Here is an 18,111-nt window from a genome sequence, read left to right on the forward strand (position 1 = left end):
CTGAATTTTTGTTTTGCACCTTAGAAAATTAAAGATAAGGGGAAAAGAGATCCAAGAGGGATGATACAGTAATCAGCCGGGCGTCAAAGTAGAAAGGGCGTACGGTGGATGCCTAGGCACCAAGGGCCGAAGAAGGACGCGGCAGGCGGCGAAACGCCCCGGGGAGCTGCGAGCAAGCTGTGATCCGGGGGTATCCGAATGGGGAAACCCACTCCGGGTAATGCCGGAGTATCCCTAAGGGGAAACTCTTAGGGAGGGGAACCAGGGGAACTGAAACATCTTAGTACCCTGAGGAAAAGAAAGAGAAATTCGATTCCCTGAGTAGTGGTGAGCGAAAGGGGAGGAGCCTAAACCTGTGTGGTGTAGAAGCTCGCGGGCGTTGCCACACAGGGGTAGAGGGATAAGGTCGGGGAAAGCCGCGACTTTCCCGTAGGCGATGTACACATAGCCGAATGGTCTGGGAAGGCCAGCCAGAGAGGGTGAGAGCCCCGTAGGCGAAATGTGTACTAAGCCTATGGACCTTACTCCCGAGTAGCGTGGGACACGGGGAATCCTGCGCGAATCTGGGCGGACCACCGCCTAAGGCTAAATACCCTTGGTGACCGATAGCGCATAGTACCGTGAGGGAAAGGTGAAAAGAACCCCGGAGAGGGGAGTGAAATAGAACCTGAAACCGTACGTCCACAAGGAGTAGGAGAGCGATGCTCAAAGAAGGTTAAACACCTTCTTTGAGCTGGCTCGACTGCGTGCCTGTTGAAGAATGAGCCGGCGAGTTGATGCGTGTGGCGAGGTTAAGGGAGTGGAGTCCCGGAGCCGAAGTGAAAGCGAGCCTGAATAGGGCGCTAAGTCACACGCATCAGACCCGAAACCAGGCGAGCTACCCATGGCCAGGATGAAGCGGGGTTAACCCCCCGTGGAGGTCCGAACCCGTTAGCAGTGAAAAGCTATGGGATGAGCTGTGGGTAGGAGTGAAAAGCTAATCGAGCCTGGAGATAGCTGGTTCTCCCCGAAATAGCTTTAGGGCTAGCCTCAGCCGAAGAAGCTCAGGGAGGTAGAGCACTGGTTGGGCGAGGGGCGGGGATCCGCTGCCGAGTCCAGTCAAACTCCGAATGCCCTGAGTGGATGGCTGGGAGTCGGACTGTGGGGGATAAGCTCCATAGTCGAGAGGGGAACAGCCCAGATCAACAGCTAAGGTCCCAAAGTCCGGGCTAAGTGGTAAAGGAGGTAGCTTGGCGAAGACAGTCAGGATGTTGGCTTAGAAGCAGCCATCATTCAAAGAGTGCGTAATAGCTCACTGATCGAGCCAAGCTGCGCCGAAAATACACGGGGCTAAAGCCCGGCACCGAAGCTTTGGGTTCTACCTATCTTCGGGTAGGTAGGGCGGTAGGGGAGCGTTCCGCTGTAGGGAGAAGGCGGACCGGAAGGACCGCTGGACGAGGCGGAAGTGAGAATGCCGGCATGAGTAGCGAAAAGGAGGGTGAGAATCCCTCCCACCGAAAGCCCGAGGTTTCCTGGGTAAAGCTCGTCTTCCCAGGGTTAGGCGGGAGCTAAGCCGAGGCCGAAAGGCGTAGGTGATGCACAGCCGGTTAATATTCCGGCCCCACCTACTGACCGTTATTACCGAAGGAGGGACGCAGGAGGGTAGGTGCGCCTGGTGGTGACATACCAGGTCCAAGCCCCAAGGGAGGGAGTGTAGGCAAATCCGCACTCCTGTTGAACTGAGGGGTGATGGGGAGTCCTCGAGAGAGGGCGAAGGCATCGAGCTCACACTGCCGAGAAAAGCTCCTAGGGAGGTCAGTGGGTGCCCGTACCGCAAACCGACACAGGTGGGCGAGGTGAAGATCCAAAGGTGCGCGGGATAACCCTCGTTAAGGAACTCGGCAAAATGGCCCCGTACGTTCGCAAGAAGGGGTGCCCGAGTAAGGTGAATAGCCTGAAAGGGCCGCAGTGAAGTGGCTCTGGGGACTGTTTACCAAAAACACAGGTCTCTGCTAAGGCGTAGAAGCCGATGTATAGGGGCTGAGGCCTGCCCGGTGCTGGAAGGTTAAGGGGAAGGGTTAGGGTGAAGAACCCGAAGCCCTGAACCGAAGCCCCAGTGAACGGCGGCCGTAACTATAACGGTCCTAAGGTAGCGAAATTCCTTGTCGGGTAAGTTCCGACCCGCATGAAAGGCATAACCACTGGAGCGCTGTCTCAACGAGGGGCCCGGTGAAATTAGAGTGTCCGTGAAGATACGGACTACCCGTGGCAGGACGGAAAGACCCCGTGAAGCTTTACTGTAGCCTGGCATTGAACTCTGGCACTGCATGTAGAGGATAGGTGGGAGGCAGAGAAGCGGGGGCGCCAGCCTCCGTGGAGCCGCCGGTGGAATACCACCCTTGTGGTGTTGGGGTTCTAACCCCAAAAGAAGAGCCTTTTGGGGGACAGTGCTTGGTGGGCAGTTTGACTGGGGCGGTCGCCTCCTAAAGGGTAACGGAGGCGCCCAAAGGTAGGCTTGGCACGGTTAGAAATCGTGCCTGAAGTGTAAGGGCGTTAAGCCTGCCTGACTGTGAGGCCGACGGGCCGAGCAGAGACGAAAGTCGGGCCTAGTGATCCGGTGGTCCCGAGTGGAAGGGCCATCGCTCAACGGATAAAAGTTACTCCGGGGATAACAGGCTGATCTCGCCCGAGAGTCCACATCGACGGCGAGGTTTGGCACCTCGATGTCGGCTCACCGCATCCTGGGGCTGGAGAAGGTCCCAAGGGTTGGGCTGTTCGCCCATTAAAGCGGTACGTGAGCTGGGTTCAGAACGTCGTGAGACAGTTCGGTCCCTATCCGCCACGGGCGAAGGAAACTTGAGGGGAACTGCTCCTAGTACGAGAGGACCGGAGCAGGCGGACCTCTGGTGTACCAGTTGTGCCGTCAGGTGCAGGAGCTGGGTAGCCAAGTCCGTACGGGATAAGCGCTGAAAGCATCTAAGCGCGAAGCCCACCCCAAGATAAGGTTTCCCACGGGGGAAGCCCGGTAAGGCACCTCCGAGAAGAGGAGGTAGATAGGCCGGAGGTGGAAGCGCAGCAATGCGTGGAGCCGACCGGTACTAATATGCCGAGGCTTTGACGCCTGGCTGGTTACTGTATGATTCTTCTTGGGAGTTATGGAAGAAGGAGAGGGAGGAAGGCTACTGGTGATTAGAGCGGAGGGGAAACGCCCGTTCCCATTCCGAACACGGAAGCTAAGCCCTCCAGCGCCGATGGTACTACCCTGGCGACGGGGTGGGAGAGTAGGTCATCGCCAGAGAGCCTTCCTCCCTTTTTTTGTTACTTCATCTCATGAGGGTAAGGTACTCTGGGATGTCTAACTTCTATTAAGGTCTTAATGAAGCTTTGGGATATCTTTTCTAACTCTTCAAGAGTAAGTCTACTGTTTTCTAATTGTCCATCATTTAGTTTTTCTCTTATTACATCTCTAACTACTTTTTCAATGTTTTCAGGGGTAATATTTTTAAGGCTTCTTGTTGCAGCTTCAACACTATCCGCTAACATTACAATTGCAGCTTCTTTTGATTTCGGTTTAGGCCCTGGATATCTGAAATCTAATTCAGGCACTAGTTGATTTGGGTTTAATTGTTTTTGTTTCATGTAAAAGTACGAAAGTAGACTGGTTCCGTGATGTTGTTCCACGATATCTATGATGTTTTTAGGAAATTTGTGTTTATTTAGTATTTCTGCTCCATCCTTGGGATGAGATTTAATTATGATGGCACTGAGATAGGGGGAAAGGTCATCATGAGGATTCTTTTGATTAGGTAGGAGATTTTCAATAAAATATTGTGGCCTTTTCATTTTACCAATATCGTGGTATAAAGAAGCAATTCTTACAATTTTCTGACTTGCTCCAGACGCTTCTGCGGCTCTTTCGGCAAGATTTCCCACAATTAAGCTATGATAGTATGTTCCAGGTGCCTCCATAATTAATTCTCTTAATAATGGATGATTGGGATTTGTTAATTCGAATAACTTTAATGGACTTGCAAGTCGGAATAGATCCTCTATTATAGGAATAAGTCCTATGGCGAGAATACCAGAGATTATGGGATTTATTACGCTATAAATTGAATCAGAAAGATTTATATATACTTCTTGATAGGCATACTTGATGAGTAGAATTGCAAAAATTCTCAGGAAGGTTAATACAAAAGAGGTTTTAAGATAGGTTACTCTATCTTCTAACCTTCGTAGTCCTCTATAAATAAAAACAAAATCAAAAATCAAAAGAATAGGTATTATAAACGATCTTAGAAAGATTGAAGATAGTAGTATCAGAGAAAGACTAAGAATTGCATAATCGGGGAAGTCTGTTAGGCTCAATACTATAAAGAGGAGAGTGTTTATAGGTGCAAGATATATGGAATAAAAGGAGAAAACTTTTGAAATGATTAACCCAGATAAGAATATGGTATTTATAAAAAGAAAGATGTTTAAGTCTTTTACATTTACTTGTCCAAAGTAGAATATAAGAGCAATTAGAGATAGATGGAGAAAGGCGGTAAGTAAAAATAAGCTTAGAAATCTTAAGATGTTTTTAGGGGATAAAGTATATCCTAAAGCTTCTAATATTTGAAACTTTTCTTTAGTTACTTTTTCACCCTTTTTTAAGATTATTTCTCCTTTCGAAATTATCCTTTCGATAGGTTTTATTGACTTTATAAGTTCTGCTTTTTTATTTTCCGTTTCTTTAATATCTATGAACATATTTGGAACAATAAGGGTATCACTCAATTTTTTACTTATATCTTGAGGAAGCCTTAACTCATAGACCAAGAATCTAATAAATTCTTGTTTCTTAGTACCTATTTCTTCCTCTTTAATTCCTTTTGAATAATTTTCAATAATCCAACTTTCAATTTTTTTTCGAAGGGTATTTACCGTAGATAACTGTAATCTAGAGATGTAGCTATAAACTTCTGGATGTTCAGAGTTTTGAGAGAAAAGTTCTGAGAGTTTTGATAACATTTTTATAGTGATATTTTGATCCACAGTATATATGGGTTTAAATTGAGAAAGTAACAAATTTTTAATTCTTTCAGTTTCGGTTTCGTCTCTATATATCACTGTTCTTAGAGCTATGATATCTTTAGGGGCTATGTTATTGATTTTCAATGGAGGAATAAAAATAAAATCAAGGGTTAATACTAATAGGTCCCCTAAAAGGAATAAAACCAGGATTAATAAAAGATTATGTTTGAGATTTTTGCTTATTTCTGTTTTGAATTTTTTAAAATACTTATATAAGTTTTTATAGTCAGTAAACTCTTTTTTCATGATGTTAAATATTTTATCATTTATTGACCTCTTTTTCACTATAATATATAATAAACTTGGCTTTGGGGAGTAGCCAAGCTGGTAAGGCAGCGGACTTTGGATCCGCCATTCGCTGGTTCGAATCCAGCCTCCCCAGCCAATTTTTTATTATCCCTTTTAATGTTTATGAATGATTTTAAGGCTATTATTTTGGCTGCTGGTCAAGGTAAAAGGATGAAGACTGATTTACCTAAGGTTCTTCATCCCCTCTATGAAAACACCCTTTTAGAATTTCTACTCGAAACAGTAAAAACTGTCTTTGAAAAGGAATATATTTTGGTGGTAAGTCCAAAGGTAAGGACTTACTTAAATTCTATATCGGAGGAGAACGTCGTAATTCAAGATGTCCCTTTAGGAACAGGAGACGCTGTAAAAAGGTTAGAAAATTGGTTAGACGCTTATGAAGGAGATGTATTGATACTTCCAGGAGATATGCCTCTTATTAAAAGTGAAACCTTAATAAAAATTTGTAATGTACATAGAGAAAACAATAATATTTGTACCTTGGTTACAACTTTTTTAGATAATCCTTGTGGATATGGGAGAGTAGTAAGGGATAAGAGTGGAGAGGTTTTGAAGATTGTTGAGGAAAAAGATGCTACGGAAGAAGAGAAAAAAATTAAAGAAATAAATACATCGGTCTATGCTTTTAAATGGAGAGAACTAAGAGAGGTTTTACAACTTTTGAAAAACGATAATGCTCAAGGAGAATTTTACCTCACCGATGTGATAGAAATCTTTAATAAAAGGAATTTAAAGATTGGTACGGTAGTTGTCGATCCTGTTGAAGTTTTAGGCGCAAATACTCAGGAAGAGTTAAGCACTTTAAGAAAGATATTGAAGGAAAGAATAAATAAAATTAATATGAATAATGGAGTGATAATTATAGATCCGGATACAGTTATTATTGGACATAAGGTCTCAATTGAAAAAGATGTTATAATACAGCCTGAAGTTTTTATATTAGGAAATTATGTAATTAAAAAGAATTCTTATATTGGTCCCTTGTCTTACATAAATTCTAAGACTGAATAAGAAGGAGAATGGAAGATGGGACAGAGATGTTTAGCTCTTTATAGTGGTACTTCAAACAGGGAGCTTGCCGAAGAAGTTGCGAAATACTTAGGGATTGAATTAGGAGAGATTGAGATTAGAAGATTTTCAGACGGTGAGATTTATGCAAGAATTGCAAAGAGTGTGAGGGGAGCAGAGGTTTATGTTATTCAATCTTTGGGAAGTAAAGTTAATGAGTATTTTATGGAACTTCTTATAATCATTGATGCTTTAAAGAGAGCTTCTGCTGATGAGGTTACCGCAGTTATTCCTTATTATGCTTATGCAAGGCAAGATAGAAAGACTAAATCAAGAGAGCCCATATCTGCGAAGCTTATAGCTAATCTTTTAACAGTTGCAGGAGCTTCTCGTGTTGTTACTATGGATCTTCATGCTGGACAAATTCAGGGATTTTTTGATATTCCTGTAGACAATTTGTCAGCTTTACCTCTTTTTACAAGATATTTTCAAGATAAAAATCTTAAAAATCCGGTAGTGGTCTCTCCGGATATAGGGGGAGTAACAAGGGCAAGAGCTCTTGCTGATAGGTTACATACACCCTTAGCTATAATATATAAAAGAAGACCAGCACCTGAAGTTGCGGAAGTGGAAGAAATTATTGGAGAGGTAGAGGGGAGAGATGTTATAATATGTGATGATATTGTTACTACTGGGAACACATTGTTTTCAGCTGCTAAACTTCTCAAATTAAAAGGGGCGAGGGATATTTATGCAGCGGTGACTCATGGTATATTAACTAATGATGCCCATAAAAAATTGCAAGAATCTGAAATAAAGGAATTGGTAGTAACTAATACAATACCTATACCGTTAGAAAAGAGGGTACCAAAGTTAACTATTATTTCTATAGGAAATCTACTTGGAGAAGCCATAAAGAGAATTTCTAACAAAGACTCTCTAAGTTCATTATTTGATTAAAAACTCATAAGGAGGTAAGAAAAAATGGAAATAACCGAGATAAAAGTAAAGAAAAGAGATAAAATAGGTAAACAGTTTGCTAAAAAATATAGAAGGTCTAATTTAATACCTGGAGTCGTTTATGGGGCTCACTTAAAAGAAAATATTCACATATTAGTAGAAAAAAAAGATTTATGGAGCTTAATAAAGAAAGGGCATGCTAAGGAACAACACCTTCTAAGGCTTATAATAGAGAATGGAGAAAATACCATAACTGAAAATGCTATTTTGCAAGATTTACAAATAGATCCTATAAAAGATGAATTTCTTCACGTAGATTTTCATGCTATAACCCTGGAAGAACTGGTCGATGTTTATGTCCCTATATTACTTGTAGGAGAAGCTAAAGGTATAAAGCAGGGTGGTATATTGCAACATGGAGTTGAGGAGATCTTGATAAGAGCTCTCCCCTTGGATGTGCCTCCTCATATAGAGGTAGATATAACGGATCTTGAAATAGGCGAATCCATAACTGTTGGAGATCTTAAGTTTCCTGAAAATATTAAAGTTTTGACTCCTTTAGATGAAGTGGTTGTAGGCATAATTCCTCCTAAGGGATATACTGAGGAGGTTACTACTGGGGAAGCACAAACAGAGTCTCAAACTTAAAATTTTTATAAGGAGTGAGAATTAAAATGATTAAAATTGTAACTGATAGTACTGCTGCGCTTCCTAAAGAATATGTAGAAAAATACGACGTAACGGTTGTACCACTAAAAGTTGCTTTTGGAGATGAAGTTTATAGAGATGGAGTAGATATTACCCCTGAAATATTTTTCAAAAAGGTAAAAGAGAGTACTGTTTTTCCTAAAACCTCTCAGCCTTCTGTGGAAGAATTTTATCAAGCTTATCAAAATATTTTTGAGAAACATCCAGATACTGAGGCAATAATTTCTATTCATATTTCAGCAAAGTTAAGTGGAACTGTGGGATCTGCTAATGCTGCAAGGGAAATTCATCCTCAAAAAGATAAGATATTTGTTGTTGATTCAAAACTTACAGAACTTGCTCTTGGTGTTGTGGTAATTGAACTTGCAAAGGCTATAGAGAAAGGTGCAAAAGTAGATGATCTTATAAATCTTGCTGAGAAATTGTATCTAAATAGCAATATAAAATTTACGGTAGACACTTTGGAGTATCTCTATAGAGGTGGGAGAATTGGGGCAGCTCAAGCATGGATGGGAAGCATCCTGCAAATTAAACCCATCTTGGAATTGAGAGAAGGGGCTATTGAACCAGTGGAAAGGGTAAGAACTAAGCAAAAATTAAGGGCAAGAATTATTGAGCTTATTAAGGAATATGCAGGGAAAGATCCTGTAAAAATTGCTGTTGCTTACTCAGACAATTATGAAGAAGTCTTAGAGATATCTCAAGAGGTAAAAAATACTCTCAATATTACTGATTTTTATATGGGATTCTTTAGCTGTACTATTCTTTCTCATATTGGTCCTGGCTCCTGGGGAATAATAGCTTTTAAAGAAGTTTAAGAAGGAGATGATGAATAAATTGTTACAACAGATAGTGGATGACTTAGATAAATTTTTGGCCATATTTCCTAATGATATAAAAAATAGATTAGAGCAAGATCCTGATATAAAGGATCTTATAGAAGTAGTGCTTGACCTTGGAAGAGAAATTGAGGCAAGATTTTACAAAAAGACTGTTATTTTCGAAGGAAGATTTACCACTGAGGAAGATCTAAATTATATTATCGCAAGAGTAGGGGAATTTAGTGGGGATAAGAGGGCAGGTATAGAAAGGACTCTTCATAGGATTTCTGCTATAGAGAATAGACATGGGAGGATAATTGGGCTAACCTGTAGAGTGGGAAGAGCTGTATTAGGAACGGTAGATATAATAAGAGATGTTATTGAAACAGGCAAAAATATACTTCTTCTAGGTAAGCCTGGTGTAGGTAAGACTACTCTTTTAAGAGAGACTGCAAGGGTTCTTGCTGATGAGCTTGGTAAAAGGGTTATTATTATTGATACTTCTAATGAGATTGGTGGAGATGGTGATATTCCCCATCCTGCCATAGGCAGAGCAAGGAGAATGCAAGTTCCAAATCCATCAAAACAGCACGATGTTATGATTGAAGCGGTAGAAAATCATATGCCTGAGGTTATTGTAATTGATGAGATTGGAACAGAACTTGAAGCGAAAGCTGCAAGAACTATTGCAGAAAGAGGTGTGCAGTTGATTGGGACAGCCCATGGTATAACTTTGCAAAATTTACTTCTCAACCCAACTCTTTCTGATCTTGTAGGGGGAATTCAGGTAGTTACTTTAAGTGATGAAGAAGCAAAAAGAAGAGGTACCCAAAAAACTGTCTTAGAGAGAAAGGCTCCTCCTACTTTTCAAGTGGTAATAGAGATTCAAGAGAGAGATAGGCTTGCTATTCATCATGATGTGGCAAAAACCGTTGATGCATTACTTAGAGGATATATTATAAAACCAGAGATAAGAGTAAGAACCCCTGAGGGAGAAGTTAAAAAGGTTGAAGCTCCTACTATTGAACCTGTGGAAGAAGAGGAAGAAGTATCGGTTTTTGGAAAGCCTGAGAAAATAGAGAAAAGAACAGAACCTTTAAGGATATTTCCTTATGGTATAAGCAGAAATAGATTGGAGAAAGCAATACGCAATTTAGGTGTTCCTGCTTTTGTAGTTAAAAATCTTTCTGAAGCTAATTGTCTTTTGATTCTAAAAGCACATCAAAAGAGAGCAAAGGATCTTTTGAAGGAGGCGGAGAAAAAGGGTATTAAAATTGCTGTATTAAGAAGCAATACTGTAACCCAGATAGAAAGATTTTTAAGCGAGGAATTTGGAATAGCTATAAGCAGTAAGAGTGATGCTGAGGAAGAAGCATTAAGAGAGGCTCAAGAGGGTATAGAATATGTATTAACTCATGATGAGCCTTACGAATTATCACCTCAACCTGCTTATATAAGAAGATTACAACATCAACTTATTCAACAGTATGGTTTACACTCCGAAAGTGTTGGAGTAGAACCTTTTCGCAAGGTAAGAATATATCCTTCTCATTAAGGAATATGAAAAATAATCTTTTTATAACCTTTGAAGGAATAGATGGCTCTGGAAAGACTACGCAAGCTTTACTTTTAAAGGAGCATTTTGAAAGTAAGGGTTATAAAGTTCATCTTACGAGAGAGCCTGGAGGAACAGATGTGGGAAATAAAATAAGAGAAATACTTTTAAACCCTGCTTTTTCAATAAATTACTGGACAGAAGCCTTTTTGTATTTAGCATCCAGAGTAGAAAATACTATTAATATTATTAAAAAACTTAAGGAAAATTATGTAGTAATCTGTGAAAGGTATGCTGATTCAACCCTTGCTTATCAAGGATACGGAAGAAATTTACCTTTGGAACTTCTTGTAGAGATGAATCAGATAGCTACTTTTGGATTAAAGCCAAATCTTACTATTTTGATTGATTTAGATCCTGAATTGGCTTTGAGAAGAAAAAAAAGTTTTGATAGAATTGAAAGAGAAAACATAGAATTTTATTATAAAGTAAGAAAAGGGTACTTGGAGATTGCTAAAAAGGAAAAAGAAAGGTTCATAATAATACCTGGAGATTTGTCAAAAGGAGAGATTTTTAAAAGAATTGTTGAAGAAATAGAGAGAAAAAACCTTGGAGAGGTGCAGAAATGAAGTTAGTTTTTGCCATTATTCAGGAGGAGGATTGGAAAAAGGTAAGGGAGATTTTTATAGAACATAATTTTTCTCTTACCTTTTTCAAGAGTAAAGGAGGTTTTTTAGAGGAAGGGTCTGTAACACTGATGACAGTGGTAGATGATGATAGGTTTGAAGAAGTTTTGACTATTTTAAGAGAAAATTGTAAAGAAAGAGAAAAGATGATTATTCCTCCTCTTCCCTCCGTAGAGTTACTAAGAACTGTGCCTATGCCTGTTAAAATAAAAGTAGGCGGAGCGGTAGTTTTTGCTGTAGATGTAAGCTATTTTGAAAAGATATAGTTATGGCATTTAAGGAAATAGTTGGTCAAAGACAAGCAGTAGAAATATTGAGAAAAGCTATTCATGAAAATAGGTTATCTCAAACTTATCTTTTTGTAGGACCCGAAGGCGTTGGTAAAAAACTAACTGCAATTTCTCTTGTTCAAGCCTTAAATTGTAAGATAGAACCCTTTGAGGGATGTGGTAAATGTGATATTTGTGAGGCTATTAAAAACCTTTCTTATCCTGACCTATTCTATATTGAGCCCGAGGGACAATGGTATAAAATACAACAAGTAAGAGAATTGAGAAAAGAAGCATATGTAAAGCCATACATAGGTGATTTGAAAGTGTTTATATTAGATGAAGCACATCAATTAAGAAATGAGGGGGCTAATGCTCTTTTGAAGATATTAGAGGAACCTCCAGAGCATACATTGTTTATTCTGATAGCTTACAGACCTGAATTATTACTACCTACAATTATTTCAAGAAGTCAAATCATAAACTTTACGTATTTGACTTATGAAGAAGTATGGCGGATAATAGAAGATAAAGTTCCTGAAGATAGGCTTGAAGTTCTTGTAAATTTATCCCAAGGAAGTGTAGGAAAGGCTTTTTTTTGGAATGATGAAAATAATTGGACAAAAAGGGTAGAACTATTTAAATATCTTACCCTTCTTAAGAAAGACAAATTATATTCTCCTTTTGACCTTGTTGATTTTTTAGCAGAAGAAAAGGATAATGAGAAGATCATAAGCTTACTTGAGCTTGTTCTTTTTTGGTGGAGAGATCTCTTTTTCTGGAAGCTTACAGGAGATGAAAAATATATCACTCAAAAAGATTTTTCTGTAGAGATAGCAAGAAAATCTCAGGAATATTCAATTTCAGAGTTAAAAACCTTTTTTAGATTAACTCAGGATGCTATAAGAGGTATTAGAAATAATGCTAATTTATTGTTGACTTTAGAGACTTTATTTTTGAGAGTAGGTTTGGGCTCGTGATGATGCTTGAGGATAAAGAAAGTATATACGTGGTAGGAATAAGATTAAGAAGTTTGAAGGTTTATTATTTCTCAACCACTGATCCTGATCTGAAAGTGGGAGATGTGGTAATAGTAAAGACTGTTCAAGGGATGGAAGCGGGAAGAGTAGTAATTCCTCCTTTTGTTCCTTCAGAAAATTTTGAACCCCCTTCTCCTCTAAAACCTATATTGAGAAGAGCAACTGAGGATGATTTAAAAAAAATAGAAGAGTATAGAGAAAAAGAAAGAGAAGTTCTTCGATTTGCACAAGAAAAAGCTAAGACTTTGAATTTACCTATGAAAATGCTTGCTTGTGAGATTAATTTTGATTACAGTAAAATTACTATACATTTTGCATCTGAAGAGAGAGTTGATTTTAGGGAGTTAGTAAAGGAACTTGCAGCTCAATATAAGACCAGGATTGAATTGCATCAAGTGGGAGTAAGGGATGAGGTAAGGTATTTAGGAGGTCTTGGAATTTGTGGAAGAGAAGTTTGTTGTCATCTTTATCTTCAGGATTTTGAATCTATTTCGGTAAAGATGGCAAAGGAACAGGGGCTCGCTTTAAACCCGTTAAAAATTTCTGGTATTTGTGGAAGATTAATGTGTTGTTTGTCTTACGAATATAAGACATATCAAGATATAAAAGCGAATTTACCTCCTAAGGGTACAGTAGTGGAGACGAGACAAGGAAAAGGAGTGGTTGTAGATCATCATGTACCGTTAAATAAGCTGGTTGTGGAGTTTGATGAAGAAAGAAGAGAGTTAGTCTCTTTAGACGAGATTGAGAAAATCTATACGAAAGAGGAAAAAGAAAGGGATAAAGATAAAGTTCTTGAGAAGATACTTAAGATGTTAGAAGAAGATGATGAGCAAGGCTGATGGAAGCTGTTTCTCTTGAGGAGATTAAGCTATTTTTTTGGAGAAGGGGTTATCAAATTGACGAATGTTGTCAAAAAGAAAGGATAATATTACCCAAGGATTTATCCTTAGAAGGGGACTATTTTAATTTCCTCTCTCATTATAGGTTTAGAAGACTATTAAGTGATATAATTCACTCTCAGGATAATGGAAGGGTCAATCTTGAAAAACTATTTTCCCGATGGAATTTAGAAGAGATAAGAGAATACTGGGAATTTCTAGTTAAAAGCGGAATTTTAACTTTAGTTAATGAGAATTATTATTTTTCCTATCCCTATATTGATAATTTTGGGGAAACTCTTGAGTGGTATATATCTGGTTTATTAGTGAAGGAGTTTAAGATGCCTACAGTTTGGGGTGTAAAAATCAGAGAACTAAAGGGTGGAGGAGACTTTGACGTCCTTTCTATTCTTGAGGGATATTTACTATATATAGAATGTAAAACCAGTCCTCCTAACAATGTAAGATTAAGGGAAATTTGGGAGTTTCTTCGAAGAAGGGAGGAATTAAAACCTAAGATTACTATACTTTTTATTGATACTACTCTTAAAATTGAGAGAAATATAACGGAGAATGTGAAATATCTTCTTGATAAGAGATTTGCTAAAGACAAAAATAATGTACTTTTAAAATTAAAAGAAGGGATATATGCGTTTGATAAAAGTTTATATATAATGCAAAGTAAGGGTGAGATGGTTAAAAATTTTCAATTAGTTTTTAGAGATTTTTTGAATGGATAAGCAGGAAAGATTATTTAAAGAGGATAATAGTTATGAACCCCTCTCTTTTAGGATGAGACCAAGAACTCTTGAGGAGTTCCTTGGGGCAGAGGATATTATTGGAGAAAAATCTTTTTTGAGGAAAGCTATTAATAAAGGGTATCTTCCATCTCTCATCATTTATGGCCCTCCTGGATCTGGAAAAACTACTTTATCAGTACTTTTGGCAAAGGCTATAAATGCTGAATTTATAGAACTTAATGCTGCTATTGTGGGGGTACAGGAGTTAAAGGAAGCTTTGCAGAAAGCAAAAAGAAATCTTGAACTTTATAATAAAAGAACAGTACTTTTCCTTGACGAAATACATCATTTTAATAAGCTTCAACAAGATGTGCTTCTTCCTTTTGTAGAAAGGGGAATAATGATTCTTATAGGGGCAACTACAGAAAATCCCTTTTTTAGCCTAAATACTACTTTACTATCAAGGTGTAGATTAGTAGAATTGAAGCCTCTTTCTAAGGAAAACATTGAGAGAATTATAAAGAGGGCTTTAGAAGATAAGGAGAGGGGACTTGGAGAGAGGGATTTAGAGATTAACGAGGATGCTATGGAAGAAATTGTTAGATTTGCAAATGGTGATGCGAGAATAGCTTTAAATACTTTAGAACTTGCTTCTTTTATGGTCGCTCCTTCTGAAAATGGAAAACTAATTATTACTCGGAACATAGTAAAGGAAGTTATTGGAAAAAGGATTTTTAGGTATGATCAAAGGGGAGATGAACATTATCATACTATTTCTGCCTTTATAAAAAGTATAAGAGGATCCGATCCTGATGCTGCTCTATATTATCTTGCAAAGATGCTCCTTTCAGGAGAAGATCCAAGATTTATAGCAAGAAGGTTAATTATACACGCAGCTGAAGATATAGGCATGGCTGATCCTTTTGCTCTTGTTATCGCTCAATCAGCTTATTATGCTGTGGATGTGGTAGGTATGCCTGAAGCAAGAATACCTCTTGCAGAGGCAACGGTATATTTAGCAACTGCCCCTAAGAGTAACAGTATCATTATAGGAATTGATAAGGCCATGAGATATATTGAAGAACATGGCATATCAGTAATTCCAGAACATTTAAGGGGCAATTCTCCTAAATATATTTATCCTCATGATTATCCAGATCATTTTGTAAAACAGAAGTATCTTCCAGAAGATATAGGGGAAATTTTTTATAGTCCTTCAGATCAAGGCAAGGAAAAAATGATAAGAGAAAGGTTAGAGAATTTATGGAAAGAAAGATACAAAAAGTAATTCTTTTAATTTTGATTTTTTTCCTTTTGTGGTTAGGAGGGTGTGGAGAGGATAGAAAAATAGAAAAAGGAGAGGAGATAAATAAAGGTGAAGTTGTAAGGGAAAAATTATCTTTAAATCTTGATACAAAGATTGCAGAAGAGATTATAAAGGTATATGAGAAGGAAATAGATAAGTACCTTGTTGAAGATAAAAATGAAGAGTTTAGAGATTATGTGTTAGGGTATAAAGTTTACTCTATTTATTATAAAAACTTAATGATTAAATATTTTCTCTTGCCAACCTTAAAGTCTGAAAATTTAATTATTAGAAAGGTTAAAAGTTCCGATAAGTTAGTTGAAAAATATCAAGTTTATAAAAAATACTCCCTTCCTTCTGGAGAGACAAAGGATGTTAAAATATTGAATCTTTATTTCCCCATTAGTAGAATAAGTGGAGTTCTTCCTAAAATCGCTTTCGTAGTAGATGATGTAGTAGAAGACAACTATTGGGTTCATGAACTTTTAAGTTTTCCGTACACCCTTAATATATCTATAATTCCTACAAGGAAAGCTGAAAAAGTAGCAGAAAAAATTTTTGAGCGAGGTTGGGAGATTATGATGCACCTTCCAATGGAGTCTATAACTTATCCAAAAGATGCGAAATATTTAGTAGCAGAAGCGATAATGGTTGGGATGAATGAGGATGAAATTGATAATATAGTGAGGACCCATCTTAAGAGATTTGGGAATATTAAGGTTTCTTGGGTTAATAATCATATGGGATCAAAGGTTACAAAGGACCCTGAAACTATGGAAAAAGTAATAAATGTTTTTAAAAAGTATAATTTAGCTTTTCTTGACAGTAAAACCATTTTAGGTAGTGTAGCGTATAAGATGGCAAATAGCTCAGGGATTCCTTCTCTTGAAAATATGTTATTTATTGATCATGAGAACGATGAGAATAAGATAAGACTAAGATTTTTAAAAGCAATTAATATGGCAAAGAGTAAGGGATGGGGAGTATTTATTTTGCACCTCAGACCTAAGACAATCAAGGTACTCAAAGAACTTGAAAAGGAGGGATTTTTTGCTGACGTGGATTTGGTAAAGATTAGTGATTTATACGAAGCAATAAATGAGCATTCATTGGATTTACCTTTAAAGAATTAGTATAAATGTTCCCACTAAATAAGTCTTTATAAATTCCGTTTAGATTAAAAATTTCCTCCTTATGGTTTGGGTTTATTAATACCAGTATAGATTCCTCTTCATCCTCTTTAATGAACGAGACTAGATTTGATAATATGGGAATAAATCTTCCTTTATAAAGAGAGGGATGTTTTTTTCTAATGTTGATCAATTTCTTGTAAAATTCTATAAGCTCTTTATCTTGTTTACCCTCATCCCAAGGTATAGGAAGTCTTGTGTACTCATGTAGGGTTTTATTTCCTTCTATTATGTCTCTAAATTGGTTACAACCCATTTCTTGACCATTATAAACTATAGGAATGGGGTTTAAAGAGAATTGAAAGATAGAGGCTAATTTAAGTAAGTTTTTGTCTTTAGCAACCCATAAAAATCTATTTGAGTCATGATTCTCGAGGAAAGAAAGCCTCTTAAACTTGTCTCCGTAGAATTTGTTTTCTAAGTCAATTATTCTTAAAAACTCCTTAGGTTCCCAACTTTTACCTATGAAGAAATCTCTAATGATTTTGAAAAGATAAAAATCTAAAGTCCCATCAAATTTATCTATGTATTTTTTTGTTTCTTTTGGAGTTTCAACAATCTCTCCAAAATAAAAAGTATCTGGAAACTCCGACTTCATCCTGTAATAGAAGATAGTCCAGAAGTTAATATCAGGTCCTGTAGCATGATCCATTCTATATCCAGAAATTCCAAATTCCTTTATCCAGTATTTTGCAGCATTTATAATATATTCCATTGCTTCTTTGTTCCTTAGGTTTATCTTTGGCATTGATTTTACTCCAAAAAAGCTTTCGTAATCATCTCCTTTAAATAGAAACCAGTCTCTTAACTTACTATTTTTATTATTTAATGCCTCTTGAAATAATGGATTATTGTGGGACATATGATTAGGAACAAAGTCTAAAATCACCCTAATACCTCTTTTAAAGGCTTCGTTTACAAGCCTCTTTAAATCCTCCTTTGTTCCCCATAAAGGATCAATTTCAAAATAATCTTCGATATCATAGCCATGATAGGAAGTGCTTTTAAATATGGGAGAGATCCATATAACGTTTACTCCAAGATTTTCTATATAATCTAAGTGACTTATTATTCCCTTCAAATTCCCTCCCAATTTCTCTTTGAGATTTTTAGAAAGAATCACCTCTTTGTCATCCTTAGCAAATCTATCAATGAATATGTGATATATAATGCTTTCATCACTCCATTTGGGGGGTTCGTGATTATCTATTGGAAAGTAATATTCATAAAATTTTTTATCTATACTAAATAGCCGAATTTGGTATACGCCTTTTTCTTTTAAAGCAGGTATTTTTATTTTTACGACTTCACTAAAGTTAAAAACACTGTCATTCCATTGAGTCTCTCTGTCATATACATTGAGAGTATATAATTCTTTATCTTCTCTAATAATTTGGACTGAATTAGGATAAAAATTTATTGGACAACTAAAAGTAATTTCTATTTCATCTTCTGGTTTTGGATCTTCAGGGAAAATTTCTTCTAAGTTTACCTCTTCAAGCTTTTTAGCTTCTCTCTCAGCTAAGAACTCTCTATGAGATAGATCTCCAAATATTTTGTCGTCATATATCATCTTTATACCT

Annotated in this window: 14 protein-coding genes, 1 tRNA gene and 2 rRNA genes; 15 read left to right on the plus strand and 2 right to left on the minus strand. The window is 37.5% G+C overall.

The features are described from left to right. Positions 1-81 precede the first annotated feature (81 nt). Both DTUR_RS03955 and rrf read left to right on the plus strand, forming a co-directional pair. Positions 82-3,101: ribosomal RNA gene (locus DTUR_RS03955) — 23S ribosomal RNA — on the plus strand. A gap of 59 nt (positions 3,102-3,160) precedes the next feature. Continuing rightward, a 5S ribosomal RNA gene (gene rrf / locus DTUR_RS03960) occupies positions 3,161-3,277 on the plus strand. 20 nt (positions 3,278-3,297) lie between these two features. On the opposite strand, the gene DTUR_RS03965 is transcribed toward rrf, so the two are convergent. Continuing rightward, entirely contained in the window at positions 3,298-5,301 is a 2,004-nt protein-coding gene (locus tag DTUR_RS03965; RefSeq protein ID WP_012583147.1) for an HD family phosphohydrolase, read from the minus strand. 63 nt (positions 5,302-5,364) lie between these two features. On the opposite strand from DTUR_RS03965, the gene DTUR_RS03970 reads away from it, so the two are divergent. The 13 genes from DTUR_RS03970 to DTUR_RS04030 all read left to right on the plus strand — a co-directional run bounded on the left by DTUR_RS03970 (position 5,365) and on the right by DTUR_RS04030 (position 16,471). Further along, positions 5,365-5,440: transfer RNA gene (locus DTUR_RS03970), tRNA-Gln, on the plus strand. A gap of 26 nt (positions 5,441-5,466) precedes the next feature. Further along, positions 5,467-6,375: an NTP transferase domain-containing protein gene (locus tag DTUR_RS03975; RefSeq protein WP_164931006.1), complete on the plus strand. Its 909-nt coding sequence runs from the start codon at positions 5,467-5,469 to the stop codon at positions 6,373-6,375. 15 nt (positions 6,376-6,390) lie between these two features. Beyond that, on the plus strand, positions 6,391-7,332 hold the full coding sequence (locus DTUR_RS03980) for a ribose-phosphate diphosphokinase (RefSeq protein ID WP_012583149.1): 942 nt from the start codon (positions 6,391-6,393) through the stop codon (positions 7,330-7,332). Between the two features lie 24 nt (positions 7,333-7,356). Then, complete coding sequence (locus tag DTUR_RS03985) at positions 7,357-7,980, plus strand: 50S ribosomal protein L25/general stress protein Ctc (RefSeq protein WP_012583150.1); 624 nt, start codon at positions 7,357-7,359, stop codon at positions 7,978-7,980. Between the two features lie 26 nt (positions 7,981-8,006). After that, entirely contained in the window at positions 8,007-8,858 is an 852-nt protein-coding gene (locus DTUR_RS03990) for a DegV family protein (RefSeq protein ID WP_012583151.1), read from the plus strand. Positions 8,859-8,868: 10 nt separating this feature from the next. Beyond that, positions 8,869-10,416: a R3H domain-containing nucleic acid-binding protein gene (locus DTUR_RS03995; protein ID WP_012583152.1), complete on the plus strand. Its 1,548-nt coding sequence runs from the start codon at positions 8,869-8,871 to the stop codon at positions 10,414-10,416. Between the two features lie 5 nt (positions 10,417-10,421). Further along, positions 10,422-11,045, plus strand: a complete 624-nt coding sequence (gene tmk, locus DTUR_RS04000) for a dTMP kinase (RefSeq protein ID WP_012583153.1) — start codon at positions 10,422-10,424, stop codon at positions 11,043-11,045. Next, the gene (locus DTUR_RS04005; protein ID WP_012583154.1) at positions 11,042-11,368 is read left to right on the plus strand and encodes a cyclic-di-AMP receptor; all 327 of its coding nucleotides are present in this window, start codon (positions 11,042-11,044) and stop codon (positions 11,366-11,368) included. Before tmk ends, DTUR_RS04005 begins: the two co-directional genes overlap by 4 nt. Before the next feature lie 2 nt (positions 11,369-11,370). After that, positions 11,371-12,351: a DNA polymerase III subunit delta' gene (holB, locus tag DTUR_RS04010; protein WP_012583155.1), complete on the plus strand. Its 981-nt coding sequence runs from the start codon at positions 11,371-11,373 to the stop codon at positions 12,349-12,351. Further along, positions 12,351-13,253: a PSP1 domain-containing protein gene (locus DTUR_RS04015; protein ID WP_012583156.1), complete on the plus strand. Its 903-nt coding sequence runs from the start codon at positions 12,351-12,353 to the stop codon at positions 13,251-13,253. The genes holB and DTUR_RS04015 overlap by 1 nt, the downstream gene beginning before the upstream one ends. Continuing rightward, positions 13,253-14,032 carry a hypothetical protein gene (locus DTUR_RS04020; RefSeq protein WP_012583157.1) on the plus strand — a complete coding sequence of 260 codons (780 nt, stop codon included), beginning with the start codon at positions 13,253-13,255 and terminating at the stop codon, positions 14,030-14,032. Before DTUR_RS04015 ends, DTUR_RS04020 begins: the two co-directional genes overlap by 1 nt. Further along, positions 14,025-15,320: a replication-associated recombination protein A gene (locus DTUR_RS04025; RefSeq protein WP_012583158.1), complete on the plus strand. Its 1,296-nt coding sequence runs from the start codon at positions 14,025-14,027 to the stop codon at positions 15,318-15,320. The genes DTUR_RS04020 and DTUR_RS04025 overlap by 8 nt, the downstream gene beginning before the upstream one ends. After that, complete coding sequence (locus DTUR_RS04030; protein WP_012583159.1) at positions 15,296-16,471, plus strand: divergent polysaccharide deacetylase family protein; 1,176 nt, start codon at positions 15,296-15,298, stop codon at positions 16,469-16,471. The genes DTUR_RS04025 and DTUR_RS04030 overlap by 25 nt, the downstream gene beginning before the upstream one ends. Here the strand turns inward: DTUR_RS04030 and DTUR_RS04035 are convergent. Further along, the gene (locus DTUR_RS04035; protein WP_012583160.1) at positions 16,413-18,101 is read right to left on the minus strand and encodes an alpha-amylase family glycosyl hydrolase; all 1,689 of its coding nucleotides are present in this window, start codon (positions 18,099-18,101) and stop codon (positions 16,413-16,415) included. The two genes, DTUR_RS04030 and DTUR_RS04035, sit on opposite strands and share 59 nt — an antisense overlap. Positions 18,102-18,111: the final 10 nt, after the last annotated feature.

Source organism: Dictyoglomus turgidum DSM 6724 (assembly GCF_000021645.1).
Lineage (GTDB): Bacteria > Dictyoglomota > Dictyoglomia > Dictyoglomales > Dictyoglomaceae > Dictyoglomus > Dictyoglomus turgidum.

What these genes read in the sequence shown, in the direction of transcription:
- DTUR_RS03965 (WP_012583147.1), bottom strand. Translation starts at nt 5,301, where the DNA reads ATGAAAAAAGAGTTTACTGACTATAAAAACTTATATAAGTATTTTAAA.
- DTUR_RS03975 (WP_164931006.1), top strand. Translation starts at nt 5,467, where the DNA reads ATGAATGATTTTAAGGCTATTATTTTGGCTGCTGGTCAAGGTAAAAGG.
- DTUR_RS03980 (WP_012583149.1), top strand. Translation starts at nt 6,391, where the DNA reads ATGGGACAGAGATGTTTAGCTCTTTATAGTGGTACTTCAAACAGGGAG.
- DTUR_RS03985 (WP_012583150.1), top strand. Translation starts at nt 7,357, where the DNA reads ATGGAAATAACCGAGATAAAAGTAAAGAAAAGAGATAAAATAGGTAAA.
- DTUR_RS03990 (WP_012583151.1), top strand. Translation starts at nt 8,007, where the DNA reads ATGATTAAAATTGTAACTGATAGTACTGCTGCGCTTCCTAAAGAATAT.
- DTUR_RS03995 (WP_012583152.1), top strand. Translation starts at nt 8,869, where the DNA reads ATGAATAAATTGTTACAACAGATAGTGGATGACTTAGATAAATTTTTG.
- tmk (WP_012583153.1), top strand. Translation starts at nt 10,422, where the DNA reads ATGAAAAATAATCTTTTTATAACCTTTGAAGGAATAGATGGCTCTGGA.
- DTUR_RS04005 (WP_012583154.1), top strand. Translation starts at nt 11,042, where the DNA reads ATGAAGTTAGTTTTTGCCATTATTCAGGAGGAGGATTGGAAAAAGGTA.
- holB (WP_012583155.1), top strand. Translation starts at nt 11,371, where the DNA reads ATGGCATTTAAGGAAATAGTTGGTCAAAGACAAGCAGTAGAAATATTG.
- DTUR_RS04015 (WP_012583156.1), top strand. Translation starts at nt 12,351, where the DNA reads ATGATGCTTGAGGATAAAGAAAGTATATACGTGGTAGGAATAAGATTA.
- DTUR_RS04020 (WP_012583157.1), top strand. Translation starts at nt 13,253, where the DNA reads ATGGAAGCTGTTTCTCTTGAGGAGATTAAGCTATTTTTTTGGAGAAGG.
- DTUR_RS04025 (WP_012583158.1), top strand. Translation starts at nt 14,025, where the DNA reads ATGGATAAGCAGGAAAGATTATTTAAAGAGGATAATAGTTATGAACCC.
- DTUR_RS04030 (WP_012583159.1), top strand. Translation starts at nt 15,296, where the DNA reads ATGGAAAGAAAGATACAAAAAGTAATTCTTTTAATTTTGATTTTTTTC.
- DTUR_RS04035 (WP_012583160.1), bottom strand. Translation starts at nt 18,101, where the DNA reads ATGATATATGACGACAAAATATTTGGAGATCTATCTCATAGAGAGTTC.